Below are 24,879 nucleotides of genomic sequence, written 5' to 3' on the forward strand. Positions count from 1 at the left end.
AATGGTGGGAGCCCCTTACGTGAAGGGGCTCCCACCGCGATACATGCCCAACTGTTCACGCATGCACGCCAGGGCGGGCAGAAAACCGGCGCCTGACTGGAGTCCGGCAGCTAGCTGGATCCCGTCAGATTGCCGGACCCCAGCAGCTGAGAAGTCACCGGGAACCCCGCCGCCCTCCATGCCTGGAAGCCGCCCACCAGATCCGTGGCCCGACGCAGCCCCAACTGCCGTAGTGACGCGGCCGCGAGGCTGGACGCGTAGCCCTCGTTGCAGATCACCACGATCCGTAGATCGTGGCTCGTGGCCTCGGGGGTGCGATGGCTGCCCTGTGGGTCGAGCCGCCACTCCAGTTCGTTGCGCTCGATGACGAGGGCGCCGGGAATCAGTCCGTCGCGGTCGCGCAGGGCCGCGTAGCGGATGTCGACCAGCAGGGCCTCGCTTGCCTGAGCGGCATCGTGGGCGTCCGCGGCCTCGACCCGGTCGAGGTCCGCGCGGACCCGTTCCAGCAACTCGTCGATTCCTACGGGTCGTTCGGCACTCACTGCCAGTCCTCCGGACGCTCGACCTGCTCGAGGCGCAGGACCTGGCCGCTGCGGCTGTAGCGGCGGATCCGCGGCAGGGGCGGGTAGTACGCGTGGACGGAGATCGCGTGCTCCTCGGTGGACTCGTTGAGCACCTCGTGCACATGGTTGTGGCCGAAGGCACGTCCCTTGCCCGCCGACAATTGTCGTTCCTGGTCGATCCCCTCCGTGAGTTCCAGGGTCTTCCAGCCGTCGGTGGGCAGCCGGGCGGTGAGCGAGTTCTCCTTGAGCTCGCCCGACGCGGTGAGGAAGGCGCCGACCGACTCGGCGTGGTCGTGCCAGCCGGTGCCGGTGCCGGGCGGCCAGCCGATGAGCCAGGCCTCGCTGCCGCCGGGGCCTTCCAGGCGTACCCAGGTACGGCCCTCGGGGTCGAGCGGGAGCGAGGCGATCAGCTCGGTGTCGGCGGCCGTCCGCCGGACGAAGTCGAGCAGGTCGGCCTGGGTCGGGGTGTGAATCGGAGTGGAGAGAGCAGGTGACGAGGGTGACACAGACACGGGTACCGTCCAGATGAGTGTTCGCGTGGGAGCGCGCAGCGGAACATGAGTGGCGCGCGCGGCTGAGTGAGATGCGAATTCAGCAGGACGAGTGACACACGCAGCCCGCATAGCGGACGAGGTCCATATGGACCCTCCGCCACAGGCGCACACAGGTGTCAGTCACGCTCCGGAGTACACCATGATGGTGCAGGCCGGTCAACTCAGGATCGCCCTATGGACGAGTGGCCCGGTGTCGCCCCAGGACAGTGGTGCTCAGCCCGTTCCCGCCGTGGCGTCCGCTGTGACCCGTGGTCCGCCCAGCGTCGCCTCGGCAGCCTCGTACAGATCAGCCGGGCGTACCCCGCTCAACGCCGTGACCAGGTGTCCGTCCGGGCGGATCAGCAACACCGTGTGCGGGGCGGCACCCGGATAGCTCTCGGCGACCAGCAGTTCGGCGGGGTGCGGCAGCGCGGTCACAGCGGCCGCGAGCCGTGGCATGATCCCGGCCGTCACCCAGTGCTTGCGCTCCCACACGCCCGTACCCGGCGCGATCAGCAGCACGAGGAGCGCCCCACGGCCCAGCCGCTCCCGCAGCCGTACGAACGAACCGTCCTCCGCCGTCACCCGCACATCGACGACCGGAGCACCCACCTCCGTGGCGACCTCGACCGCCGACTCGGCGTGTTGAGGCGTGAGGGGCGAATCGGCGTGCGCCCCGGGCGCACCCAGCGGGCCGCGCCCCAGGTGACCGTCCGTGAGGAGCGCGTCATGGCCGCGCGCCGAGCCGGGCACGACGGAGCGCAGGCCTCCGCCGGCGCGCAGCAGCGGCAGCGACTGGTCGGCGGCGCGCAGCCGGGCGGCCACGACGGCGCGTCGCTCCACCTGGTAGCTGTCGAGCAGTGCCTCGTGCGGCCCGTGGTGCCAGGCGAGAGCCAGCTTCCACGCGAGGTTGTCCGCGTCCCGCAGACCTTCGTCGAGGCCCTGGGTGCCGAGTGCGCCGAGCAGGTGTGCGGCGTCCCCGGCGAGGAAGACACGGCCGACCCGCCACCGGCGGGCCAGGCGGTGGTGGACGATGTGGACTCCGGTGTCGAGAAGTTCGTACGGCGGTGTGGAGCCACCGCTCCAGCCCGCGAGGGTCTCCCGGACGCGCGCCACCAGCAGGTCTGGGGTGACCAGGTCCTTCCCCGGCGGCAGCAGCCAGTCCAGGCGCCACACGCCGTCGGCGAGGGGACGTCCGGTCACCTCCCCGGCCGAAGGCCCCGACGTCCGCCACGGCGGCATCCGATGCAACAACGCCTCACCGGACCACGGAAGTTCCGTACGCAGCGCCGCGACGGCGTGTCGCTCCACGGCCGTACGTCCCGGGAAGCGGATGTCCGCCAGCTTGCGCACGGTCGAGCGCGGACCGTCGCAGCCGATCAGGTAACTGCCGCGCCACCACGTGCCCTTGGGGCCGCGCGTATGCGCCGTCACGCCGGACTTCTCCTGCTCGACGGAGTCGAGGCGGTTCTCCACGGCGACCTTGACCAGGCGCTCGCCCGCGATCGCGTCCCGCAGGGCGGCCGTCAGAACGTGCTGGGCGATGTGCAGCGGCGCCGGATCGTCGTCGCCGAACGTGATCTGCCGCATCACCTGCTTGCGCCGCATCGACCTCCATCCGGCCCAACGGAAACCGGCCTCGGCGATCGGGAATCCCGCGAGCCGCTCCATCAGCGCGGCGGTGTCCTCACGCAGTACGACGGTTCGCGCGGGCCGCTGTTCGTCCTTGCCGGGGCCCTCGTCCAGGACGACGGAAGGCACCTCCTGACGCGCCAGTGCCAGCGCGAGCGTGAGCCCGACGGGCCCCGCTCCGACGATGATCACCGGGTCCACGGCGCGGCTCCCCCTGCCCGGAGCGGTGTCCTGAGTGTCTTATCGGGACTGGCAGTTGGAGCAGGGTGCACGATCACAGAACGTATGCAACCCATTGCCGGTGCTTGCGTCAAGTGACGGAGGGGCGTGACTCCCGGGATGCCGTCACCCGGGCAGTTGCGAGCTCGCTCGGACCCTCGGGCGGGACTGCGACGGCAGAAGCAGAGGAATGCACCGGCAGTTTCTGCCGGTGCATTCCACGTGTTCAGCGTGTCCTTGAAGACGTGAGCAGCCGATCTTGATCAGACGGTGCCGCCGGCACCGGTCGCCGCCGCGCCCCCCACCTCGCCGGCGTTGATGTCGTCCACGTCGTCGACCCCGAGGACCGCGCCCGTGCTCTTCTTGCTGCGCCGCAGCCTGCGCTCCAGCCAGCTCGCGAAGCTGGTGAGGATGAAGTTGAGCACGATGTAGATGACCGCCACCACGACGAAGCTTTGAACGACGTTGGCGTAGTTGGCAGCGAGCGTGCCGCGCGTGTTGAGCAGCTCGGTGAAGCCGATCATCACGCCGCCCAGCGCGGTGTCCTTCACGATGACCACGAGCTGGCTGACGATGGCCGGCAGCATGGCCGTGACGGCCTGCGGCAGCAGGACGTTGGTCATCGTCTGGCCCTTGCGCAGGCCGATGGCCATCGCGGCCTCCGACTGGCCCTTGGGCAGGGACAGGATGCCGGCCCGTACGATCTCGGCGAGGACGGACGCGTTGTAGAGCACCAGGCCGGTGACGACCGCGTAGAGGGGCCGCTGTTCGCTGCTGACGTTCGTGTAGCGGTCGTAGAACTCGTTGGCGAACAGCATCAGAAGCAGTACCGGGATCGCCCGGAAGAACTCGACCACCACGCCGGCCGCACCCCGCACCGACCGGTGGTCGGAGAGGCGCGAGATACCGAAGACCGCGCCCAGCGGAAGGGCGATCAGCATCGCCAGTGACGCGGCCTTCAGCGTGTCGCCGAGGCCTGGCAGCAGATACGTCGTCCAGGCCTCGGACTCGGTGAACGGCTTCCACAGGGCCCACGTCAGCTGGCCCTTGTCGTCCATGGTCTGCCAGACCCACCACAGGACCAGGGCGAGCAGGATGAAGAAGACCACCGAGAGGAGCACATTGCGCCGCTTGGCGCGGGGGCCCGGAGTGTCGTAGAGAACCGAGCTCATCGCTTCACCGCCAGTCGCTTGCTCAGCCAGCCGAGGATGAGGCCGGTCGGGAGGGTCAGTACCACGAACCCGAATGCGAAGACGGCGCCGATGAGCAGCGTCTGGGCCTCGTTCTCGATCATCTCCTTCATCAGGAGAGCGGCCTCGGCCACACCGATCGCGGCCGCCACGGTCGTGTTCTTGGTCAGGGCGATCAGTACGTTGGCCAGCGGGCCGATCACCGAACGGAAGGCCTGCGGCAGGACGATCAGCCGCAGGGTCTGGGTGAAGTTCAGGCCGATGGCACGGGCCGCCTCGGCTTGCCCGAGCGGCACTGTGTTGATGCCGGAACGAATCGCCTCGCAGACGAAGGCCGCGGTGTAGGCGACGAGACCGAGGACCGCCAGGCGGAAGCCCTGGTCTTCGAAGTCGGACGCACCCATCGTCACGCCGAAGATGTCGGCGAGGCCGAGCGAGGTGAAGACGATGATGACGGTCAGGGGGATGTTCCGGACGATGTTGACGTAGGCCGTGCCGAACCCGCGCATGAGCGGCACCGGGCTGACCCGCATCGCGGCCAGGAGGGTGCCCCAGACCAGGGAGCCGACGCCGGAGAGGACGGTGAGCTGTACCGTCGTCCAGAAGGCGCCCAACAGGCTCGGGTCGTCATAGTCTGAAAGAAAGTCGAACACGATTTCCCGCGCTTCCGGGTGTGTGGCGTACGTGGACAGCGCGGCGCGCCGCCGCCTTGATCGCAGTCGGCGACGGCACGCCCGTGAACCCTCGCGCTACTTGACGATGTTGCCGATCTTCGGCGCGGGCTCGTTCTTGTAGTTGGCCGGACCGAAGTTGTCCGTGACCGCCTTCTCCCAGGCGCCGTCGCTGACCATCTTCTCCAGGGCGGTGTTGATCTTGTTGAGGGTCTCGGTGTCGCCCTTCTTCACACCGATGCCGTAGTTCTCGTTGCTGAGCTTGAGACCGAGGAGCTTGAACTGGCCCTTGTACTGCTCCTGCGCGGCGAAGCCGGCGAGGATCGAGTCGTCCGTGGTCAGCGCGTCCACGGCGCCGCTCTGCAGAGCGGAGATGCACTCCGAGTAGCTGCTGTTCTGCTTGAGGTTGGCCTTCGGAGCGATCTCCTCCTTGACGTTCTGCGCCGAGGTGGAGCCGGTCACCGAGCACAGGTTCTTGCCATTGAGGTCGGTGCCCTCGGTAATGTCCGAGTCGGCCTTGACCAGCAGGTCCTGGTGGGCCAGCAGGTAGGGGCCGGCGAAGTCGACCGCCTTCTTGCGCTCGTCGTTGATCGAGTAGGTGGCGGCGATGAACTTCACGTCGCCGCGCTTCAGCGCGTTCTCCCGGTCGGGGGTCTTGGTCTCGACGAACTCGATCTGGTCGGCGTCGTAACCGAGCTGCTTGGCCACGTACGTCGCCACGTCCACGTCGAATCCGGAGAAGGAACCGTCCGGCTCCTTCAGGCCCAGACCGGGCTGGTCGTACTTGATGCCGACCTTGATCTTGTCGCCGCCACCCGAGCCCGACCCGGTGTCGGCGCTGTCGCTGTCGCCGTCTCCACCACAGGCCGTCGCGGTAAGGGAGAGGACGAGCGCAGTGGCCGCCGCGGCGGTGACCTTGCGAACCTTCATTGTGAACATCCTTTGAGTGGTGAGGAGAGGGCCGTCGTTGCGGGTGGCGCAGGTCGTCAGTGGTGCAGGATCTTCGACAGAAAGTCCTTGGCACGGTCACTGCGCGGGTTGCTGAAGAACTGGTCCGGCACAGCCTCCTCGACGATCCTGCCGTCCGCCATGAAGACGACCCGGTTGGCAGCCGAACGGGCGAAGCCCATCTCGTGCGTCACTACGATCATTGTCATACCGTCGCGCGCAAGCTGCTGCATGACCTCCAGGACCTCGTTGATCATCTCCGGGTCCAGGGCCGATGTCGGCTCGTCGAAGAGCATGACCTTGGGGTCCATCGCCAGCGCCCGCGCGATCGCGACACGCTGCTGCTGACCGCCGGAGAGCTGCGCGGGGTACTTGTCCGCCTGAGCGGTGACACCCACCCGGTCGAGCAGCGCCCGTGCTTTCTCCTCCGCGGCCTTCTTGTCCGCCTTGCGGACCTTGAGCTGGCCCAGCGTCACGTTCTCGAGCACCGTCTTGTGCGCGAACAGGTTGAACGACTGGAAGACCATGCCGACGTCGGCGCGCAGTCGCGCGAGCTCCTTGCCCTCCTCGGGCAGCGGCTTTCCGTCGATCGAGATGGTTCCCGACTCGATGGTCTCCAGGCGGTTGATGGCGCGACACAGGGTGGACTTTCCGGACCCGGAGGGTCCGATGACCACGACGACCTCACCACGGGCGATGGTCAAGTCGATGTCCTGGAGCACGTGCAACGCGCCGAAGTGCTTGTTGACGTTCTTCAGCACGACCAGATCTTCAGCCGTGGGTACGGCGTCCTTGGTCACCGATACTTCGGTCATCGGCCTCTTGCTCCGTCCTCCTCGGTTGCGGAGGACAGTAGTAACGCCGTACGACCAGCGTCATTACATCTGAGGGGAAATTGAGCATAACGATCTGGTAGCAACCGGACACTCTTCGTGAACGGTCGCCTCCGGTCCGTACCGGCTGCGTAACGGAAACCCGCCGCGCCCCGAACTCCCTTGACGCCGTACTCGTCCATCGGCGTGACTTCCTTGGTGCACGCGCGCGTGCCCATCTCTATGCGCCGAGACTGTATGGCCGATGAACCGAAGGGGGCCGGAATGCGACTGCTCCTCGTCGAGGACGACAACCATGTCGCCGCCGCTCTGTCCGCGGTCCTCGCGCGTCATGGCTTCGATGTCACGCACGCCCGCAGCGGCGAGGAGGCGCTTCAGGCGCTCGTCCCGGAGGGTGCGGGTTTCGGAGTGGTCCTGCTCGACCTGGGTCTGCCCGACCAGGACGGCTACGAGGTATGCGGAAAGATCCGTAAGCGCACCAGTACCCCGGTCATCATGGTGACCGCGCGCTCCGATGTACGTTCTCGGATCCACGGACTCAACCTAGGCGCCGATGACTACGTAGTGAAGCCCTACGACACCGGGGAACTGCTCGCCCGTATCCACGCGGTCAGCCGACGCACCGTTCACGATGAAACGGCTGCCCCCGCAGAGACCTCTGTGCACCTGGGTCCCGTACGAATCGAACTGCCCACCCGCCAGGTCAGCGTGGACGGTTCGATTGTCCAACTGACCCGCAAGGAGTTCGACCTTCTCGCGCTCCTTGCCCAGCGCCCCGGAGTGGTGTTCCGACGGGAGCAGATCATCAGCGAGGTGTGGCGCACCAGCTGGGAAGGGACCGGCCGCACCCTGGAGGTGCATGTCGCGTCCCTGCGCTCCAAGCTGCGCATGCCCGCCCTGATCGAGACCGTGCGAGGCGTCGGCTACCGGCTCGTCGCCCCCGCCGCATAGCGGGCCCAGGTGCGCGCACGCCTCCTCCCGCTGCTCATCGTCCTGATGGCGGCCGTGCTGCTCGCGCTCGGCATCCCCCTTGCCGTCAGTCTGGCGGCCGCCCAGCAGCAGAAGGTGGTCGTCGACCGGATCGACGACACGGCACGCTTCGCGTCCCTCGCGCAGTTCGTCACCAGCCCCCCAAAGGGCTCACGTGTCAACTCCCCGAACGAACGCCTCAAGACCCTCACCAGGGAACTCATCAAGTACAACGGGCTGTACGGCATCAAGGCCGGCGTCTTCTACCGCGAAGAGGTCATGGCCAACGCGCCCGCGGACTGGTACATCCCCGGGGACGGTGAGGTGAAGGACGCGTTCGACGAGGCCTTCCAGAGCCGCCGCAGCCATGACCCGAAACAGGTCTGGCCGTGGGAACGGGACCGTCTCGTCGTCGCGTCGCCCGTCATCCGGGACGGTGATGTCCTCGCCGTCGTGGTCACCGACTCGCCCACCGGGCAGATGCGCTCGAAGATCCTGCGCGGTTGGCTGGTCATCGGCGCCGGTGAGATCGCCGCGATGCTCCTCGCGCTCAGCGCCGCGCTGCGCCTGACCGGCTGGGTGCTGCGGCCCGTACGCGTCCTCGACGCCACCACCCACGACATCGCGACGGGCCGCCTCAAGTCACGGGTCGCGGCCGCCGGCGGTCCGCCGGAACTCCGGCGCCTGGCCGGCTCGTTCAACGAGATGGCCGACAACGTCGAGGAGGTCCTGGAGCAGCAGCGCGCCTTCGTGGCCGACGCCTCACACCAGCTGCGCAACCCCCTTTCCGCCCTGCTGCTGCGCATCGAACTGCTCGCACTGGAACTCCCCGAGGGCAACGAGGAGATCGCCTCCGTCCGCACCGAGGGCAAGCGCCTTGCCCATGTCCTGGACGATCTCCTGGATCTCGCTCTTGCCGAGCATGCCGAGGCGGACCTGCGGCTCACCGACATCGGCGAGCTGACCGCCGAGCGCCTGGCGTCCTGGTCGCCTGTCGCCGACGACAAGGGCGTACGACTTGTCGGGACCTGCCCTGCCACCACCGCCTGGGCCGACCCCGTCGCCCTGTCCAGTGCCCTGGACGCCGTGATCGACAACGCGCTGAAGTTCACCCCTCAGGGAGAGTGCGTCGAGGTCGAAGTGTCCTCCAACGGCGCGCTGTCGACGGTCGTGGTCGCCGACCACGGCCCCGGCCTCAGCGACGAGGAACTCGCCCGCGTCGGCGACCGCTTCTGGCGCAGCCCCAGCCACCAGAACGTCAGGGGTTCGGGCCTGGGCCTGTCCATCTCCCGGGCCCTGCTCGCCGCAGGTGGCGGCTCCATCGCATACGAGCACCACGAGCCGCACGGCCTGAAGGTGACGGTGAGCGTGCCGCGGACGGTGCCCGGGGCCTGAATGGGCCACTACGGCGCCTACGGGGCGTCTGTCGAGGGGGTCCCCGGCCCGAAGGGGGCCCGCGGCCGCCGTACGAGCCGCTACGGCTTGACCGAGCGGTAGTAGCGTCCCGCGCCCTCGTGCAGGTCCAACGGGTCGGTGTAGATGGCGGTCCGCAGGTCCACGCGCTGCGCCGCGTGCACCTGGTCGCCGATGCTGTCGCGGTTGTTGATCAGGGTGCGGGTCATCCCCTCGGTCAGCTTCGCGTCCGTGCCGGCCCGTGTCACGAGCAGGTTCGCCACCGCCACCGTCTGTACGGACTCTCCGGACTGGGCGCTGGGGTAGGCCTCCGCCGGCATGACGGCGGACCGGTAGTACTCGGCCTCCCCGCCTTGCTTGTGCAGCTCCTTCACGAGGGCCTCTTTGATCGGGACCAGCCTGATGTCGAACCTGTTCGAGAGCTCGGTCACCGCACCCGTGGGAAGTCCGCCGGACCAGAAAAAGGCGTCGATCTTCTCCGTCTCCAGCAGCTCCGGCATTTCGTTTATGCCGGCGGACACCGGCTCGATGTCCTTCTCCAGGTCGAGATCGGCCGCCCTCAGTACATGCTCCGCGATCAGTCGCACTCCGGAGTCGGGCTGCCCCACCGCCACCTTCTTGCCCTTCAGGTCCGCGATGTTCTCCACGGAGGATGTCTGAGGGACGATCACGTGCACGTAGTCGTCGTACAGACGCGCGCAGCCGCGCAGCAGATCCGCGCCCTGACCACCCTGCCGCTGGTATTTCTTCACCGCGTCGGCCGCCGCGATGGTGAAGTCGTCCTCCCCGGTGGCCACCCGTTGCACGTTCTGCTGGGAGCCCACGCTCTCCCGTAGCTGCACATTCAGGCGCGGCATGTCCTTTGCGAGCGCCTCCTGCAGCAGCGTCCCGTAGAGCTGGTACACGCCGGTCGCCGACCCAGTGCTGAAGGACACCGTTCCGCCCGGTGAGCTCTTGCCCAGCGGCAGCAGCCACCACAACAGCAGCCCGAAGGCCACGAAGGCGGCGGCCGAGCCCTGCAGGGCCCGACGTCTGCCGATACGGGAGAGTTCCTGGAACATGCGCGCGATCCTGCCAGCTCACCGACGAGGATGACCAGGGCCGGACGCGCAAGGCACCCGCTCGCGCGCGTGGGGACCGTACGGCCCGGATATACCCGCCAACGCGCGCGTGGTGACCCCGTACTCTGGTGTACGAGATGAGCGCGAAGACTTACGAGGTGCGCACCTACGGGTGCCAGATGAACGTCCACGACTCCGAGCGGCTCTCCGGGCTGCTGGAGGACGCCGGATACGTACGTGCGCCCGACGGCGCGGACGGCGACGCGGATGTCGTCGTCTTCAACACGTGCGCCGTGCGGGAGAACGCCGACAACCGCCTGTACGGCAATCTCGGCCGCCTTGCGCCGATGAAGTCGAAGCGGCCCGGGATGCAGATCGCTGTCGGCGGCTGCCTCGCGCAGAAGGACCGCGACACCATCGTGAAGAAGGCGCCCTGGGTGGACGTCGTCTTCGGGACGCACAACATCGGCAAGCTGCCCGTCCTTCTGGAGCGCGCCCGCGTTCAGGAAGAGGCGCAGGTCGAGATCGCCGAGTCGCTCGAGGCGTTCCCGTCGACGCTGCCGACCCGCCGCGAGAGCGCGTACGCCGCCTGGGTCTCCATCTCCGTCGGATGCAACAACACCTGCACGTTCTGCATCGTTCCGGCCCTGCGCGGCAAGGAGAAGGACCGCAGGACCGGCGACATCCTCGCCGAGATCGAGGCACTGGTCGGCGAGGGCGTCTCCGAGATCACGCTGCTCGGGCAGAACGTGAACGCTTACGGTTCCGACATCGGCGACCGTGAGGCTTTCAGCAAGCTGCTGCGGGCCTGCGGGAAGATCGAAGGCCTGGAGCGCGTGCGGTTCACCTCGCCGCACCCTCGCGACTTCACGGACGACGTGATCGCCGCGATGGCCGAGACGCCGAACGTGATGCCCCAGCTCCACATGCCGCTGCAGTCCGGCTCCGACCCCGTCCTGAAGGCGATGCGCCGCTCGTACCGGCAGGACCGCTATCTCGGGATCATCGAGAAGGTCCGCGCCGCGATCCCGCACGCCGCGATCACCACCGACATCATCGTGGGCTTCCCCGGCGAGACCGAGGAGGACTTCGAGCAGACCCTGCACGTGGTCCGCGAGGCCCGCTTCGCGCAGGCGTTCACGTTCCAGTACTCCAAGCGCCCCGGAACCCCGGCGGCCACCATGGAGAACCAGATCCCCAAGAAGGTCGTGCAGGCGCGGTACGAGCGTCTTGTCGCCCTCCAGGAGGAGATCTCCTGGGACGAGAACAAGAAGCAGGTCGGCCGCACCCTGGAGCTGATGGTCGCCGAGGGCGAGGGCCGCAAGGACGGCGCCACGCACCGCCTCTCCGGCCGCGCCCCCGACAACCGCCTGGTGCACTTCACCAAGCCCGACGCCGAGGTCCGCCCCGGCGACGTGGTCACCGTGGAGATCACGTACGCCGCCCCGCACCACCTCCTCGCCGAGGGCACCGTCCTCGACGTGCGCCGCACGCGCGCGGGGGACGCCTGGGAGAAGCGCAACGCGACCGAGACCGCGAAGCCGGCGGGCGTGATGCTCGGGCTGCCGGCCGTGGGCGTCCCGGCGCCGCTGCCGACCCCCACAGGGGGCTGCTCCGCTCACTGATCCGCACTGCGCAAAGGGGGGCCATGGCGCGCTGGATGATCACAGTGGAGTACCCGAAGCTGGATTCGGGGCCCGGCATGGAGACGATCGCGGAGTTCGACGGTACGCGTGAGGACGCCGAGCGCATGCTCGCGGACACCGCACGCACACACAAGTCGGCACGGCGCGAGCGGCGCAGGCTCATCTATCGCTACGCCGGCGGTGATGCGTACTACGTGTACGTCATGGGCGCTGTACTGACGCACGAGATGGTGTTCCGAGCCGCCGAGCTGGTCTGGAACTCCGACTGGGAACCGCGGCAGTAGGCTGGCGATCATGCTGGTCGCCGCAGCCGTCTGTCCCTGTCCGCCGCTGCTCGTGCCCGAGGTCGCCGCGGGCGCCGCACCCGAGCTGGACACCGCGCGCGCCGCGTGCACGGACGCCCTCGGGGTGCTGGCCGACGCGCGGCCCGACCGGCTGGTGGTCGTCGGCCCCGCCGAGCAGAGCGGGCACGGGCCGTATCCGGAGGGCACGCGGGGGTCGTTCCGCGGCTTCGGCGTGAATCTCGATGTCCGTCTGGGCGTTGGCCCGGGCGGAGACAGGCTGGATCCGGCCGAGTCGGAGCGCGAGCTTCCGGCCTCTCTCGCCGTCGCCGCCTGGCTGCTGCAACGGACGGACTGGTCCCACGCTCCCCTCGAAGGTCTTGTGGTGGGGGAACCTCTCGCGGCCGAGCGGTGTATTCAGATCGGGAAGGAAATCGTCGGGAAGGCCGAGAGGGTGGCACTGCTGGTGATGGGCGACGCCAGCGCGTGCCGGACACTCAAGGCACCGGGGTATCTCGACGAGCGGGCGGCGGGATTCGACGCGGAGGTCGCGCGGGCACTGGCGGCGGTGGACGTGGCGGCGCTCAAGGCGCTGGACTCCGAGCTGGCGTACGAGCTGCAGGCCTCCGGCCGGGCCCCCTGGCAGGTGCTCGCGGGCGCGGGCGAGGGCGCGGCCCTCGGCGGCGCGCTGCTGTACGAGGAAGCGCCTTATGGCGTGGGCTACTTGGTGGCGGCCTGGTCGTAGGCGCGAGGCGACGGCGGCCGCGGTGGGCGCATTGCGGCCGGCATGCGCCCCGGAGTGTCGGAGACCACGCCCGGCGTCTGGACTCTCCGGGCGTCGGTCAAGAGAACACGGCGGACGGCTTGGAGCCTCGAACGCTCCATGGCCGTCCGCCGATGTGCTGTTTTTCAGGATGCCGAGGGTGGTGGCGGTGAGGGTGACGGAGGCGTCGCGCCGCCGTCCGCCCCGTCACGTTCCTGGTGCGCGAGCCGGTCCAGGGCCCCCTTGGCCTTGCCCGTGCCCTTCTGGATCTTGTCGCTGTATTTGCCCTTGGTCTTCTTGTCGGCCAGCTTCGCGGCCTTGTCGAGACCGTGTTCGATCTTGCCCTCGTGCTGCTGCGCGAGGTGCGAGACCTTCCCCTTGGCGGGCGCGAGCCTGGCCTTCAGACGGTCCAGGAGACCCATGGTTCACCTCCCTCGCGGGACAGTTACTTGCGGGCGCCCTCGTCGGCCTCGTTGTCGGCCGCCTCTCCGGCGGACTGCTGCTTCGGGATCTCGGCACCGTCCGACGCGGTCCCGGTGGAGTCCGCCGACGTCTCCGCGGCCTCGGCGTCGGCCGACGCCTGTGCCGCGTCCTCGAGCTTGGCCTCGGAGTCGGGTTCGGCCGTCAGTGTGCCGGCCTGTGCCTCGGAGGTTGACGCCTCCTCCGAGCCTTTGGACTGAGGCTTGTCTTTCCGAAGAAGCCGTGCAAAAACGCCCATATCGTCTCCATACGTTACTCGTGTGGGCGAAATTCCGTGCCGCCCGGTGCGTCCCATTGCGTCGCCCGGGTCGCCGGTCCTCAAAACCGGCGGCTGGAACCTCGCAACAGGCAACGAACCCGGCCCCGTGGCGTCACGTAACTCGTTCGAGGAGAGGCCCTGAGGTTTGCGAGACTGTTGCGGTGAGTAGTTCTGCCCCCGCCCCGCGGGTCATCGCCGTCGTCGGTCCCACCGCGGCGGGAAAGTCCGATCTGGGAGTTCAGCTGGCCCAGCAACTCGGCGGCGAGATCGTCAACGCCGACTCCATGCAGCTCTACCGGGGGATGGACATCGGCACCGCCAAGCTGACGCCCGAGGAGCGCCGCGGCATTCCGCACCACCTCCTGGACATCTGGGACGTGAGGGTGACCGCGAGCGTCGCCGAGTACCAGCGGCTCGCGCGCGCCCGCATCGACGCGCTCCTCGCCGAGGGCCGCTGGCCGATCCTCGTCGGCGGCTCCGGCCTGTACGTCCGCGGAGCCGTCGACAACCTGGAATTCCCCGGCACCGATCCCGAGGTACGGGCCCGCCTGGAGGAAGAGCTCACTCTGCGCGGCTCGGGTGCCCTGCACGCCCGGCTGGCGGTCGCCGATCCGGAGGCGGCCCATGCGATTCTGCCCAGCAACGGCCGCCGGATCGTCCGCGCCCTGGAAGTCATCGAGATCACCGGCAAGCCCTTCACCGCCAACCTCCCCGGCCATGACTCCGTCTACGACACCGTGCAGATCGGCGTCGACGTGGCGCGCCCCGAACTCGACGACCGCATCACCCGCCGGGTGGACCGTATGTGGGAGGAAGGACTCGTCGAGGAGGTGCGCACGCTGGAGGCGCAGGGCTTGCGCGAGGGGCGTACGGCATCGCGGGCACTCGGCTACCAGCAGGTTCTGGCGTCGCTCTCCGGAGAGTGCACCGACGACGAGGCGCGGGCCGAGACCGTACGCGCCACCAAGCGCTTCGCGCGCCGTCAGGATTCCTGGTTCAGGCGCGACCCACGGGTGCATTGGCTCAGTGGGGCCGCGGCGGATCTCAGGGAACTTCCACGGCACGCACTGACATTGGTCGAACGACCGGTTACAGCCTGATCACGTCATGGCATCGGGACGCTCCGCCCGTCATCCCGGCCTCTGACACCGTGCCATCATCGAGCTTCGATCGACCAAGTGGAGTCCGAGTTGGGAGGGCGCGTGGCGATGGAGGCCGGCCCTCGCGACACCGCACAAGGCGCAGAGCACGACACCGTACGGGATCAGCAGGATCCGGACGGGGACCGACTGAGCCCCGACGGGCCGGACGAGACCTCGGGCGGCGTGACCGCCGACGGACCCGGGCCCGACGAGATGTTCGCGGAGCCCGAGGTCGAGGTCGAGCTGCGTCCGCAGCGCCGACTGCGCATCTGGCAGCTCGCGCCCATCGTGGGCCTCGCCGCGCTCGGCTCCCTCATGTTCGCCTTCCCGCTGGCGTTCGACTTCGGCGACAGCGGAGCCATGATCGCCATGCTCGGGCTGCTGATCTCCTCCTGTGCCGCGGGCTGGGGCATGATGGCCGCCCGCCGCGTCGGGTACACCTGGCCGGGCCTGCCGCAGCGAGGCTCCAGCCGACGCCCGGACTGGCGGGTCGTGATCGCGTACACCGTTGTCGTCGCCCTGGTCGTCGTCCTCGCCGTGTGGCGGGTGGCCCGCCTGCGCTGAGGCCCAGAGGGCTTCTGACGGATGGCCGCGGTGTCGTAGCGACCCCGTACGATCGAGGAATGAGCACGCGGATCGCCTTCCTCAAGGGGCACGGGACCGAGAACGACTTCGTCATCGTCCCCGACCCCGAGAACGCCATCGACCTGTCCCCGGCCGCCGTCGCCGCCCTCTGCGACCGCCGCGCGGGCATCGGCGGAGACGGTCTGCTGCATGTCGTACGGTCCGCCGCGCATCCCGAGGCCGAGGAGATGGCCGCCGAGGCGGAGTGGTTCATGGACTACCGCAACGGCGACGGGTCGATCGCGGAGATGTGCGGCAATGGAGTGCGCGTGTTCGCGCGCTACCTCCAACGCGCCGGACATGTCGCCGAAGGGGACATCGCGGTCGCCACGCGCGGGGGCGTGAAGACAGTGCACATCGCCAAGGAGGGCGACATCACCGTCGGCATGGGCAAGGCGCTCCTCCCCGAAGGGGATGTCACCGTGAGCGTCGGAGAGCGCAGCTGGCCCGCGCGCAACGTGAACATGGGCAACCCGCACGCGGTCGCCTTCGTGGACGACCTCGACGCCGCCGGTGACCTGTTCCAGCCGCCGCCCTTCAGCCCTCTCTCCGCCTACCCGGACGGGGTGAACGTCGAGTTCGTCGTCGACCGGGGCCCTCGGCACGTCGCGCTGCGGGTGCACGAGCGTGGCGCCGGCGAGACCCGCTCGTGCGGCACGGGCGCGTGTGCCGTCGCGGTGGCGGCGGCGAGACGAGACGGTGCCGATCCCGCCGTGACCGGCACCCCGGCGACGTACACCGTCGATCTGCCCGGCGGACGCCTGGTGATCACCGAGCGGCCCGACGGCGAGATCGAGATGAGCGGACCCGCGGTGATCGTCGCCGAGGGCGAGATCGACGCAGAGTGGCTCGAAACCGTAAACCCCTGAACCATCGCTCGAATGGGTGATCCGTTTCACGCTCGGCGTGAGGCGGTCAGCCGAGCGTGTTCGGCTCGGTAGCATCAAGCACCGGCCCGGACGGGGGAACGACACCATCCCCAGAGCCGTGTACGCCATGGGGTACCCCGTCCGTCGGTCAACGCAGCCGGAGGTGCCCATGAGTGCGGAGGCCACAAACCCCGCGACGCCCGGCCCGATCGCGCCCGGAGCGCAGCGCAGGAGGAGCCGCCCGCGCATCGATCTGCGCCGCCTCGGCAGGGCCGCGCTCCTGGGGCCCGCGGGCCGCGACCGGCTGCCCGACGCGATCAGCCACGTGGTCGAGGCCCATCGCGCCCACCACCCCGACGCCGACCTGGAGCCACTGCGCCGGGCGTACGTCCTCGCCGAGTCCTCGCACCGCGGCCAGATGCGCAAGAGCGGTGAGCCCTACATCACGCACCCGCTCGCCGTGACCTTGATCCTCGCCGAACTCGGCGCGGAGACCACGACCTTGACGGCGTCCCTGCTCCACGACACCGTCGAGGACACGGAAGTGACGCTAGACCAGGTGGGGGAGGAGTTCGGCGAGGAGGTCCGCTATCTCGTCGACGGCGTCACGAAGTTGGAGAAGGTCGACTACGGAGCGGCCGCCGAGCCGGAGACGTTCCGCAAGATGCTCGTGGCCACCGGCAACGACGTACGTGTGATGTCGATCAAACTCGCCGACCGGCTGCACAACATGCGCACCCTCGGCGTCATGCGCCCCGAAAAACAGGCGCGCATCGCCAAGGTGACCAGGGACGTGCTGATCCCGCTCGCCGAACGGCTCGGCGTCCAGGCGCTCAAGACCGAGCTCGAGGACCTAGTCTTCGCGATCCTGCACCCCGAGGAGTACGAGCACACGAAGGGGCTCATCGTCGACAACGCCGCGCGCGCCGACGACCCCCTCGCGGAGATCGCGGAAGAAGTGCGCACCATCCTGCGCGAGGCCGGACTCCAGGCCGAAGTCCTCATCCGGCCACGGCACTTCGTCTCCCTGCACCGCACCTCCCGCAAGCGCGGCCGGCTGCGCGGAGTGGACTTCGGACGCCTCCTGGTGCTCGTGAACGAGGACGCCGACTGCTACGGAGTCCTCGGCGAGCTGCACACCTGCCTCACGCCGGTGGTCTCGGAGTTCAAGGACTTCATCGCCGTCCCCAAGTTCAACCTGTACCAGTCGCTGCACACGGCGGTCGCCCTCCCCCAGGCTCGAACGGACTCGCCCGGGGGGACCCACATGGCCGGCCAGGTCGCCGAAGTCCTCATCCGCACACACCAGATGCACAAGGTCGCCGAGGCCGGCGTCGTCGCGCTCGGCAATCCCTACGCTCCTCCTTCGGAGGAGCAAATGGACAGTGACGGCGAGCGAATCGACCCCACCCGCCCCGGCTGGCTCTCCCGCCTCCTCGACTGGCAGGAGGCGGCGCCGGACCCCGACACGTTCTGGTCCACGCTGCGCGAAGACCTCGCCCAGGACCGGGAGATCACCGTGTTCCGTCCCGACGGCGGCACGATCGGGCTGCCCGCGGGCGCCAGCTGCGTGGACGCCGCGTACGCGCAGTACGGCGAGGACGCGCACGCCTGCATGGGCGCCCGCGTCAACGGGCGCCTGGCGACGCTGAGCACGGTCCTGCGGGACGGCGACACAGTGCAGCTGCTCATGGGCCAGGACGCGTCCTCGGAGCCCTCCAAGGAGTGGCTGGAGCACGCGCGTACGCCGGCCGCACGCATCGCCATCGAACGCTGGCTCGCCACACATCCCTCACCCAGGGAGACTCCGGACGAGGAGATCCCGGCCGCGTCCTTCAGGCCGCCCGCCGACGGGCCCTCCATGCCACCCGCCGACGCGAACGCCGTCGTCGACCAGCCCGGAGCGACCGTACGGCTCGCGGGCTGCTGTACGCCGGTACCGCCCGACACGGTCACGGGCTTCGTCGTACGCGGGGGAGTGGTGACCGTGCACCGCGCCGAGTGCGCCGTGGTGGCGCGCATGAAAGGCGCGGGGCGCACGGAGGTCGACGTGCGCTGGGGCGATACCACGGAGTGCCGCGTCACGCTGGTCGCCGAGTCCTTCGGGCGGCCCCATCTGCTGGCCGACCTCACCGAAGCCATCGCCCTGGAGGGTGTCGCCATCGTCTCGGCGACCGTCGAACCCCCCAGCCAGCAGCGCGTACGCCACACCTACACGCTCCAACTCCCGGACGCCGCACATCTTCCCGCGCTGATGCGGGCGATGCGCAATGTGCCGGGCGTGTACGACGTGAGCCGGGCCCAGCACCAGGCGACGACTCCGTAGTAGGCCATCGGCGGGCCATCAGCAGGTCATCGGCCACCCGTTCGAGTGTGCGCGGAGCGAGTCGTCACCGCGCGCCGCGCGGGCGCTGATAGCCGTGGTCCATGCCGCTGACCTCCAGAAACACCACGACTCTCAGAACCAGGGCCGCACGCCCGAAGGCCCACAGACCACTCCGTACGGCGTTGCTCGCCTCCGCATCCTGCGTCTGCCTCATCGCCGCGAGTGCCCCCGCACCGGCGGCGCCGCTCGGTGTCGGCGACCGCCTCTTCCCGCACCTGGGCAACCCTGGGTACGACGTCCTGGCGTACGACCTCGCCTTCGCCTATCGCGGCAACAACAGCGAGCCACTGCCGTCCGTCACCACGATCGATGCCTGGGTGACAGACCGGTTGGAGCAGATCAATCTTGACTACTCGCACGGAACAGTGCGATCGGTCGAGGTCAACGGCGTGCCCGCGGAGTTCCGCAGCGCGGGTGAAGACCTGGTGGTCACACCCGCGAAGCGGCTGGTCCCGGGCAGCCGGATGCGGATCACCGTGGGCCACCACAGCGACCCGACGCCCGGAAAGGGCGTGGAGAGCGGCTGGGTGCGGACCAAGGACGGGCTCGCCATGGCCAACCAGATCGACGCCGCACACCGGGTCTTCCCGAGCAACGATCACCCCTCCGACAAGGCGATGTTCACCATCCGTGTCACCGCGCCAGACGGATACACGGCCGTGGCCAACGGACTGCCGCTCGGAACGGCCCGCCGCGCGGGAACGACCACCTGGACGTACCGAACCGAGCACCCCATGGCCACCGAACTCACCCAGGTGTCCATCGGCCGCTCCTCCGTGCCGCACAGAAGCGGCCCCGCCGGTCTTCCCGTACGCGATGTGGTGCCCACCAAGGACCGCAAGAAGCTGGAGCCCTGGCTCAGGAAGACACCCCAGCAGATCGCCTGGATGGAGAGGAAGGTCGGCAGCTATCCCTTCGAGACGTACGGGCTGCTGGTCGCCGACGCGCGGACCGGGTTCGAACTCGAGACACAGACGCTCTCTCTCTTCGAGAGAGAGCTCTTCACGCGGCCCGACTTCCCGAAGTGGTACGTCGAGTCGATCATGGTGCACGAGCTGGCACACCAGTGGTTCGGCAACAGCGTCACCCCGCGCTCCTGGTCCGACCTGTGGCTCAACGAAGGACACGCCACCTGGTACGAGGCCCTGTACGCGGAGGAGACGGCAGGCAAGCCCTTGAAGACGCGGATGCGTGAGGCCTACCAGGCGTCCGACGCCTGGCGGGCCGCCGGAGGCCCTCCCGCGGCACCCAAGGGTCCCGAGCCAGGCCAGAAGATCAGCATCTTCCGGCCGAACGTCTACGACGGCAGCGCCCTGGTTCTGTACGCGCTGCGCCAGGAGATCGGCCGCCCGGCCTTCGAGCGGCTGGAGCGGACCTGGGCGAACATCCACCGTGACCGCACCGTGACGACCGCGGACTTCGAAGACCTCGCGTCGGCCAGCGCGGGCCGCGATCTGAGCGGCTTCTTCAAGGCCTGGCTGTACGGAAACAAGACCCCGTCCATGCCGGGACACCCGGACTGGCGGAGCGTCGCGCCCGCCAAGGAGAGGGCGAGGCTCAAGCGATAACTCGGATGACGAGACGGGGCTGCCGTGCAACCATCGTCAGGTCGACGACGCGGCACCCCGGGTCTCCGGCATGATCCGCCGGACACGCCCCGGGCCGGGAATCTCCCGGCGGCCCCGGACGTTGTCTCCAGTGACGGACCGCGGTTCGTCGCCCCACAGGTATCCCCATCGACGTAAGGACCCAATGACCTCCTCTTCTTCCCCTTCCCAGGACACGCAGAGCCTCGTGCAGAACTACCCCGAAGGTCTTCGGGCCGATGCCCTGATGGAAGAGGACGTCGCCTGGAGCCACGCGATCGACGGAGAGTGGGACGGCGACCAGTTCGACCGTTCCGACCGCGCGGCACTGCGCCGCGTCGCGGGCCTCTCCACCGAGCTCGAGGACGTCACCGAGGTCGAGTACCGACAGCTCCGCCTCGAGCGTGTGGTGCTCGTCGGGGTGTGGACCTCGGGGACCGCGGCCGACGCGGACAACTCCCTCGCGGAGCTGGCCGCTCTCGCGGAGACAGCGGGCGCTCTGGTGCTCGACGGCGTGATCCAGCGCCGCGACAAGGCGGACCCGGCCACGTACATCGGCTCCGGCAAGGCCAACGAGTTGCGCGACATCGTGCTCGAGACCGGCGCGGACACCGTCATCTGCGACGGTGAACTCTCCCCGGGACAGCTGATCCACCTCGAGGACGTCGTCAAGGTCAAGGTGATCGACCGCACCGCCCTGATCCTCGACATCTTCGCCCAGCACGCCAAGTCCCGAGAGGGCAAGGCGCAGGTCGCGCTCGCGCAGATGCAGTACATGCTGCCGCGGCTGCGAGGCTGGGGTCAGTCGCTGTCCCGTCAGATGGGCGGCGGCAAGGGCGGCGGTCTCGCCACCCGTGGTCCCGGTGAGACCAAGATCGAGACGGACCGGCGCCGTATCCGCGAGAAGATGGCGAAGATGCGCCGGGAGATCGCGGCCATGAAGGCCGGCCGCGACATCCAGCGCCGGGAGCGCCGTCGCAAGAAGGTGCCCTCGGTCGCCATCGCCGGTTACACCAACGCGGGCAAGTCCTCGCTGCTCAACCGGCTCACGGGCGCGGGCGTCCTGGTCGAGAACGCGCTGTTCGCGACCCTCGACCCGACCGTGCGTCGGGCTGAGACACCCAGCGGGCGGCTCTACACGCTCGCGGACACCGTCGGGTTCGTACGACACCTGCCGCACCACCTCGTCGAGGCGTTCCGCTCCACGATGGAGGAGGTCGGCGACTCGGACCTGATCCTGCACGTGGTGGACGGTTCGCATCCGGCGCCGGAGGAGCAGCTGGCCGCCGTGCGCGCGGTCATCCGCGACGTGGGCGCGACCGACGTGCCCGAGGTCGTGGTGATCAACAAGGCGGACGCTGCCGACCCGCTGGTGCTTCAGCGGCTGATGCGGATCGAGAAGCGCTCCATCGCGGTCTCGGCCCGCACGGGCCAGGGCATCGACGAGCTGCTCGCGCTCATCGACGTCGAACTGCCGCACCCCTCGGTCGAGATCGAGGCGCTCGTGCCGTACACGCACGGCCGGCTCGTCGCCCGCGCTCACACCGACGGCGAGGTGATCTCCGAGGAGCACACCCCGGAGGGCACGCTGCTCAAGCTGCGGGTGCATGAGGAACTGGCGGCGGAGCTGGCACCGTACGTTCCGGCGCCGGCCCTCTGATCCACAGAGTTCGTCTGGTCCACAGGCATCGTCACAGAGTTCCTCTGGTCCACACAGCTCCACACGGTGAAGGCCCGCCCCCTCTCGAGAGGGGGCGGGCCTTCACCCGTCAGCGTGCGGTCACTGACCTGCGAACTTCTCGCTCACCTCGTCGTAGACGCCCTTGGCCTCCTTGCCCAGGTGCGGGCCCGCCAGCCAGCCCGCGGTCACCGGGCCGATCGAGGTGTTGGACACCAGCGCGGGCTTGCCGTCCGAGCCCGTCGCCACCCAGCCGCCGCCGGACGAACCGCCGGTCATCGTGCAGCCGATGCGGTACATCGTCGGGTCGGACTTGGCGAGCGAGAGCCTGCCCGGCTCGTCCTTGCACTGGTACATCGTCTCGCCGTCGAACGGCTTCGCGGCCGGGTAACCGGTCGCCGTGATGCCGCCGACCTCGGACACGGCCGGAGCGTCGAACTCGACCGGAAGGGCCGAACCGACCGTCTCCTCCAGGGACTTGCCGCCACTGCCCTCCTCCGGCGTCACATGAATGACGGCGAAGTCGTACGAGGCACCCTGGCCGCCCGTCGCACCGCCCTGCTCGATCCACTGGTCCGAGGTCTGCACCCAGTCACCCCACCAGACACCGTACGGAGCGACCTCCTCCTGGGTGGCGTTCGTGAGCTCAGCCGCCGACTTGGCGTCGTTGTTGTACGAGGGCACGAAGGCGATGTTGCGGTACCAGCCGCCCGCCTTGCCGGCGTGCACGCAGTGGCCCGCCGTCCACACGAGGTTGGACTTGCCGGGGTTGGCCGGGTCCTCGACCACGGTCGCGGAGCAGACCATCGTGCCCTCGGGCGAGTCGAAGAACACCTTGCCCGCCTCGGGGGCGTTGTCGTGGTACGCAGCCTGCACGGGCTGCGCCTCCACGGGCGCCGGCTCCGGGTCGGTGACGCCCTGGTCACCGGAGATGTCGTTCTCGTCGACGCCCTTGCCCTGGTCCGGGTCCTCGGCCTCGCGCATGCGGTCCGGGTCCCACAGGTCCTCGATGATCGGGTTGACGAAGTCGCCGGCCTCGCGCAGCCAGTCGTCCTTGTCCCAGTTCTTCCAGGCGCCGCCCTTCCACTGGTCCAGATCGATCCCGTGTTCCTTGAGCCGGTCCTTGATGTCGTCCGGGATCTGGATCTTTTCGCCGCCGGCGGCCGCGGTGGCGGACGCGTCGCCGCCCGCGTTCGTGTCGTCGCCGGAACTACAGGCGGTGGCGGTCAGTGCCAGCGCGGTGGCCAGGCCGACCGCCGCCAGCACGGGGGAGGTTCCGCGGCGCGTGCCCCTCCCTCGACGGGCGGCGAAGAGCGGGCGTATGGATCGCATGGTGTAACTCCCCCTGGACGTAAGAGAACTCTGAGCTGCCATATGCAGCTTCGTACGGATCTGCCGATCCGGACTTGCCCGGACGGGACCGTGTACGCCGTTCAGCAGGGATCGCTGAACGGCACCAAAGACTATGCCGTTGCTGTGGGGGACTTCCGACGGAACGGCAACGGTTCCGTCACGGCAGGGATCTTCGTCCCACCGTTGCCCCTCGGGGTCCACGTCGTTGGTACGTACGGGGGACGTTCCGCCTGCGTTCATCCCTTGCCGCCCCTCGGGGTGGCCGAGCAACTCGCCTCTGGACAGCGGGAGGACCGACAACGTGGCCGTGACCGAGTCTGCGCCCGGCGTGGCGTCCGCGATGCACGAGGCCGAGGTCGCGCCCCTTGCACATGAGGGGATTCTGCGACGGCAGTCGGCGCGCGAGTCCGCGGCACGCACCTATGCGCGTGCCCTGCCGATCGTGCCCGTCCGCGCGCGGGGGATGACGATCGAGGGGGCCGATGGGGCGCGCTACCTCGACTGCCTTTCGGGTGCGGGGGCGTTGGCTCTCGGCCACAACCACCCGGTGGTGCTGGAAGCGATCAGGAACGTCCTCGACTCGGGGGCGCCGCTGCACATCCTCGATCTGGCCACACCCGTCAAGGACGCGTTCACCACCGAGCTGTTCCGTACGCTGCCATCCGATTTCGCCGACCACGCGCGCGTGCAGTTCTGCGGGCCCGCGGGCACGGACGCGGTCGAGGCCGCGCTGAAGCTGGTGCGCGCCGCGACCGGGCGCACCGGGATGTTCGCCTTCGCCGGCGCCTATCACGGGATGACCGCGGGGGCGCTCGAAGCATCCGGGGGCGCGTCGGACGTACGCGTCGCGCGCCTGCCCTATCCGCAGGACTACCGCTGTCCGTTCGGCGTCGGCGGCGAGCGGGGAGCCGAACTCGCCGCTCGCTGGACGGAGTCCCTCCTCGACGACGCCAAGTCCGGAGTGCCGAAACCCGCCGGGATGATCCTTGAACCGGTGCAGGGCGAGGGCGGCGTGATCCCGGCGCGTGACGACTGGATGCGGAGAATGCGCGAGATCACGTCCGCGCGCTCCATCCCCCTGATCGCCGACGAGGTCCAGACGGGCGTCGGTCGTACCGGCACCTTCTGGGCCGTGGAACACAGCGGCATCACACCCGACGTGATGGTCCTCTCCAAGGCCATCGGCGGCAGCCTGCCCCTGGCTGTCGTGGTCTACCGCGACGACCTCGACATGTGGGAACCCGGCGCCCACGCAGGCACGTTCCGCGGCAACCAGCTCGCTATGGCCGCAGGCGCTGCGACCCTCGCGTACGTCCGTGAGAACCGTCTCGCCGAGCGCGCCGCCCTCCTGGGCGCCCGCATGCTGGCCCAACTGCGGTGCCTGGCCGCCGACTTCCCCTGCGTCGGCGACGTACGCGGACGAGGACTGATGATCGGTGTCGAACTCGTCGACCCGGAGGAACCGCCCGAGTCCACCGCCGCAGGCCCCGCCCGCAGGCCGCGCCCCGCCGCCCCCGACCTGGCGGCCGCCGTTCAGCGGGCGTGCCTGCGCCGCGGGCTGATCGTGGAACTCGGCGGACGGCACTCCAGCGTGGTGCGGCTCCTGCCGCCCCTGACGATCACCGACGAGCAGGCCAACGCGGTGCTCGAGCGGCTGTCGGAAGCGGTCGCGGCGGTTGCAGCGGCTCCGACGGGGCCGCAACTCGGAAAGACCCAGGTCCAACCAACGCCGGAACAGCCCCGGTTCGTCGCAGCACAAGTCTGAACCACCTCCCAAGGA

Annotated in this window: 24 protein-coding genes; 12 read left to right on the plus strand and 12 right to left on the minus strand. The window is 69.2% G+C overall.

What is annotated here, in order from left to right:
* Positions 1 to 110: 110 nt before the first annotated feature.
* From G5C60_RS18990 to G5C60_RS19020, 8 genes are all read right to left on the minus strand, one after another.
* Positions 111 to 548: a rhodanese-like domain-containing protein gene (locus G5C60_RS18990; protein WP_165260839.1), complete on the minus strand. Its 438-nt coding sequence runs from the start codon at positions 546 to 548 to the stop codon at positions 111 to 113.
* Positions 539 to 1,075, minus strand: a complete 537-nt coding sequence (locus tag G5C60_RS18995; protein ID WP_338145865.1) for a cupin domain-containing protein — start codon at positions 1,073 to 1,075, stop codon at positions 539 to 541. The genes G5C60_RS18990 and G5C60_RS18995 overlap by 10 nt, the downstream gene beginning before the upstream one ends.
* A 79-nt stretch (positions 1,076 to 1,154) precedes the next feature.
* Positions 1,155 to 1,241 carry a putative leader peptide gene (locus G5C60_RS54185; protein WP_420907385.1) on the minus strand — a complete coding sequence of 29 codons (87 nt, stop codon included), beginning with the start codon at positions 1,239 to 1,241 and terminating at the stop codon, positions 1,155 to 1,157.
* 89 nt (positions 1,242 to 1,330) lie between these two features.
* Entirely contained in the window at positions 1,331 to 2,929 is a 1,599-nt protein-coding gene (locus G5C60_RS19000) for an FAD-dependent monooxygenase (protein WP_165260791.1), read from the minus strand.
* A gap of 281 nt (positions 2,930 to 3,210) precedes the next feature.
* Positions 3,211 to 4,119, minus strand: coding sequence for an amino acid ABC transporter permease (locus G5C60_RS19005; RefSeq protein ID WP_165260793.1), 909 nt, complete (start codon positions 4,117 to 4,119; stop codon positions 3,211 to 3,213).
* Positions 4,116 to 4,790: an ABC transporter permease subunit gene (locus G5C60_RS19010; RefSeq protein ID WP_165260795.1), complete on the minus strand. Its 675-nt coding sequence runs from the start codon at positions 4,788 to 4,790 to the stop codon at positions 4,116 to 4,118. Before G5C60_RS19010 ends, G5C60_RS19005 begins: the two co-directional genes overlap by 4 nt.
* 96 nt (positions 4,791 to 4,886) lie before the next feature.
* Positions 4,887 to 5,738: a glutamate ABC transporter substrate-binding protein gene (locus tag G5C60_RS19015; RefSeq protein WP_165260797.1), complete on the minus strand. Its 852-nt coding sequence runs from the start codon at positions 5,736 to 5,738 to the stop codon at positions 4,887 to 4,889.
* A 56-nt stretch (positions 5,739 to 5,794) separates the two neighbouring features.
* Positions 5,795 to 6,571 carry an amino acid ABC transporter ATP-binding protein gene (locus G5C60_RS19020; RefSeq protein WP_165260799.1) on the minus strand — a complete coding sequence of 259 codons (777 nt, stop codon included), beginning with the start codon at positions 6,569 to 6,571 and terminating at the stop codon, positions 5,795 to 5,797.
* Between the two features lie 282 nt (positions 6,572 to 6,853).
* Between G5C60_RS19020 and G5C60_RS19025 the strand changes: the two genes are divergently transcribed.
* Together G5C60_RS19025 and G5C60_RS19030 are read left to right on the plus strand one after the other, a co-directional pair.
* Positions 6,854 to 7,540 (plus strand): response regulator transcription factor, encoded by a 687-nt coding sequence (locus tag G5C60_RS19025; RefSeq protein WP_165260801.1) that lies wholly within the window; start codon positions 6,854 to 6,856, stop codon positions 7,538 to 7,540.
* Positions 7,541 to 7,549: 9 nt separating this feature from the next.
* Positions 7,550 to 8,953 carry an ATP-binding protein gene (locus tag G5C60_RS19030; RefSeq protein ID WP_165260803.1) on the plus strand — a complete coding sequence of 468 codons (1,404 nt, stop codon included), beginning with the start codon at positions 7,550 to 7,552 and terminating at the stop codon, positions 8,951 to 8,953.
* A gap of 80 nt (positions 8,954 to 9,033) precedes the next feature.
* On the opposite strand, the gene G5C60_RS19035 is transcribed toward G5C60_RS19030, so the two are convergent.
* Positions 9,034 to 10,032, minus strand: coding sequence for a TAXI family TRAP transporter solute-binding subunit (locus tag G5C60_RS19035; protein WP_165260805.1), 999 nt, complete (start codon positions 10,030 to 10,032; stop codon positions 9,034 to 9,036).
* A gap of 137 nt (positions 10,033 to 10,169) precedes the next feature.
* Here G5C60_RS19035 and miaB point away from each other — a divergent pair, with 137 nt between their 5' ends.
* From miaB to G5C60_RS19050, 3 genes are read left to right on the plus strand one after another with little or no spacing between them, the layout of a single operon-like run.
* Complete coding sequence (miaB, locus tag G5C60_RS19040) at positions 10,170 to 11,657, plus strand: tRNA (N6-isopentenyl adenosine(37)-C2)-methylthiotransferase MiaB (RefSeq protein ID WP_206439701.1); 1,488 nt, start codon at positions 10,170 to 10,172, stop codon at positions 11,655 to 11,657.
* A gap of 23 nt (positions 11,658 to 11,680) precedes the next feature.
* Positions 11,681 to 11,962, plus strand: a complete 282-nt coding sequence (locus G5C60_RS19045; RefSeq protein ID WP_165260809.1) for a hypothetical protein — start codon at positions 11,681 to 11,683, stop codon at positions 11,960 to 11,962.
* 10 nt (positions 11,963 to 11,972) lie between these two features.
* Complete coding sequence (locus G5C60_RS19050) at positions 11,973 to 12,704, plus strand: class III extradiol dioxygenase subunit B-like domain-containing protein (protein WP_165260811.1); 732 nt, start codon at positions 11,973 to 11,975, stop codon at positions 12,702 to 12,704.
* A 164-nt stretch (positions 12,705 to 12,868) separates the two neighbouring features.
* On the opposite strand, the gene G5C60_RS19055 is transcribed toward G5C60_RS19050, so the two are convergent.
* Together G5C60_RS19055 and G5C60_RS19060 are read right to left on the minus strand one after the other, a co-directional pair.
* Entirely contained in the window at positions 12,869 to 13,144 is a 276-nt protein-coding gene (locus G5C60_RS19055) for an antitoxin (RefSeq protein WP_165260813.1), read from the minus strand.
* Between the two features lie 23 nt (positions 13,145 to 13,167).
* Positions 13,168 to 13,440: a hypothetical protein gene (locus G5C60_RS19060; RefSeq protein ID WP_165260815.1), complete on the minus strand. Its 273-nt coding sequence runs from the start codon at positions 13,438 to 13,440 to the stop codon at positions 13,168 to 13,170.
* Between the two features lie 182 nt (positions 13,441 to 13,622).
* Here G5C60_RS19060 and miaA point away from each other — a divergent pair, with 182 nt between their 5' ends.
* The 6 genes from miaA to hflX all read left to right on the plus strand — a co-directional run bounded on the left by miaA (position 13,623) and on the right by hflX (position 21,728).
* Entirely contained in the window at positions 13,623 to 14,561 is a 939-nt protein-coding gene (gene miaA, locus G5C60_RS19065) for a tRNA (adenosine(37)-N6)-dimethylallyltransferase MiaA (protein ID WP_165260817.1), read from the plus strand.
* A gap of 108 nt (positions 14,562 to 14,669) precedes the next feature.
* A complete protein-coding gene (locus G5C60_RS19070; RefSeq protein ID WP_165260841.1) occupies positions 14,670 to 15,167 on the plus strand; it encodes a hypothetical protein in 498 nt (165 codons plus the stop codon).
* Positions 15,168 to 15,226: 59 nt separating this feature from the next.
* The gene (dapF, locus tag G5C60_RS19075) at positions 15,227 to 16,096 is read left to right on the plus strand and encodes a diaminopimelate epimerase (RefSeq protein ID WP_165260819.1); all 870 of its coding nucleotides are present in this window, start codon (positions 15,227 to 15,229) and stop codon (positions 16,094 to 16,096) included.
* Positions 16,097 to 16,265: 169 nt separating this feature from the next.
* The gene (locus G5C60_RS19080; protein WP_165260821.1) at positions 16,266 to 18,422 is read left to right on the plus strand and encodes a RelA/SpoT family protein; all 2,157 of its coding nucleotides are present in this window, start codon (positions 16,266 to 16,268) and stop codon (positions 18,420 to 18,422) included.
* A 101-nt stretch (positions 18,423 to 18,523) separates the two neighbouring features.
* Complete coding sequence (locus tag G5C60_RS19085) at positions 18,524 to 20,050, plus strand: M1 family metallopeptidase (RefSeq protein WP_165260823.1); 1,527 nt, start codon at positions 18,524 to 18,526, stop codon at positions 20,048 to 20,050.
* A gap of 184 nt (positions 20,051 to 20,234) precedes the next feature.
* The gene (gene hflX, locus G5C60_RS19090; RefSeq protein ID WP_165260825.1) at positions 20,235 to 21,728 is read left to right on the plus strand and encodes a GTPase HflX; all 1,494 of its coding nucleotides are present in this window, start codon (positions 20,235 to 20,237) and stop codon (positions 21,726 to 21,728) included.
* A gap of 120 nt (positions 21,729 to 21,848) precedes the next feature.
* Here hflX and G5C60_RS19095 read toward each other — a convergent pair whose 3' ends face one another.
* A complete protein-coding gene (locus tag G5C60_RS19095; protein ID WP_206439702.1) occupies positions 21,849 to 23,078 on the minus strand; it encodes a trypsin-like serine peptidase in 1,230 nt (409 codons plus the stop codon).
* Positions 23,079 to 23,439: 361 nt separating this feature from the next.
* Here G5C60_RS19095 and G5C60_RS19100 point away from each other — a divergent pair, with 361 nt between their 5' ends.
* Positions 23,440 to 24,864 carry a diaminobutyrate--2-oxoglutarate transaminase family protein gene (locus G5C60_RS19100; protein ID WP_165260845.1) on the plus strand — a complete coding sequence of 475 codons (1,425 nt, stop codon included), beginning with the start codon at positions 23,440 to 23,442 and terminating at the stop codon, positions 24,862 to 24,864.
* The last annotated feature ends 15 nt before the right edge of the window (positions 24,865 to 24,879 follow it).

It is taken from the genome of Streptomyces scabichelini (assembly GCF_011045015.1).
In the GTDB taxonomy this organism is placed as follows: Bacteria; Actinomycetota; Actinomycetes; order Streptomycetales; family Streptomycetaceae; genus Streptomyces; species Streptomyces scabichelini.

Bases quoted from the DNA above. Each gene is read 5' to 3' on its own strand.
- G5C60_RS19005 (WP_165260793.1), bottom strand. From the start codon at position 4,119: ATGAGCTCGGTTCTCTACGACACTCCGGGCCCCCGCGCCAAGCGGCGC.
- G5C60_RS19015 (WP_165260797.1), bottom strand. From the start codon at position 5,738: ATGAAGGTTCGCAAGGTCACCGCCGCGGCGGCCACTGCGCTCGTCCTC.
- G5C60_RS19020 (WP_165260799.1), bottom strand. From the start codon at position 6,571: ATGACCGAAGTATCGGTGACCAAGGACGCCGTACCCACGGCTGAAGAT.
- G5C60_RS19025 (WP_165260801.1), top strand. From the start codon at position 6,854: ATGCGACTGCTCCTCGTCGAGGACGACAACCATGTCGCCGCCGCTCTG.
- G5C60_RS19035 (WP_165260805.1), bottom strand. From the start codon at position 10,032: ATGTTCCAGGAACTCTCCCGTATCGGCAGACGTCGGGCCCTGCAGGGC.
- miaB (WP_206439701.1), top strand. From the start codon at position 10,170: ATGAGCGCGAAGACTTACGAGGTGCGCACCTACGGGTGCCAGATGAAC.
- G5C60_RS19045 (WP_165260809.1), top strand. From the start codon at position 11,681: ATGGCGCGCTGGATGATCACAGTGGAGTACCCGAAGCTGGATTCGGGG.
- G5C60_RS19050 (WP_165260811.1), top strand. From the start codon at position 11,973: ATGCTGGTCGCCGCAGCCGTCTGTCCCTGTCCGCCGCTGCTCGTGCCC.
- G5C60_RS19055 (WP_165260813.1), bottom strand. From the start codon at position 13,144: ATGGGTCTCCTGGACCGTCTGAAGGCCAGGCTCGCGCCCGCCAAGGGG.
- G5C60_RS19060 (WP_165260815.1), bottom strand. From the start codon at position 13,440: ATGGGCGTTTTTGCACGGCTTCTTCGGAAAGACAAGCCTCAGTCCAAA.
- G5C60_RS19070 (WP_165260841.1), top strand. From the start codon at position 14,670: ATGGAGGCCGGCCCTCGCGACACCGCACAAGGCGCAGAGCACGACACC.
- dapF (WP_165260819.1), top strand. From the start codon at position 15,227: ATGAGCACGCGGATCGCCTTCCTCAAGGGGCACGGGACCGAGAACGAC.
- G5C60_RS19080 (WP_165260821.1), top strand. From the start codon at position 16,266: ATGAGTGCGGAGGCCACAAACCCCGCGACGCCCGGCCCGATCGCGCCC.
- G5C60_RS19085 (WP_165260823.1), top strand. From the start codon at position 18,524: ATGCCGCTGACCTCCAGAAACACCACGACTCTCAGAACCAGGGCCGCA.
- hflX (WP_165260825.1), top strand. From the start codon at position 20,235: ATGACCTCCTCTTCTTCCCCTTCCCAGGACACGCAGAGCCTCGTGCAG.
- G5C60_RS19095 (WP_206439702.1), bottom strand. From the start codon at position 23,078: ATGCGATCCATACGCCCGCTCTTCGCCGCCCGTCGAGGGAGGGGCACG.
- G5C60_RS19100 (WP_165260845.1), top strand. From the start codon at position 23,440: ATGCACGAGGCCGAGGTCGCGCCCCTTGCACATGAGGGGATTCTGCGA.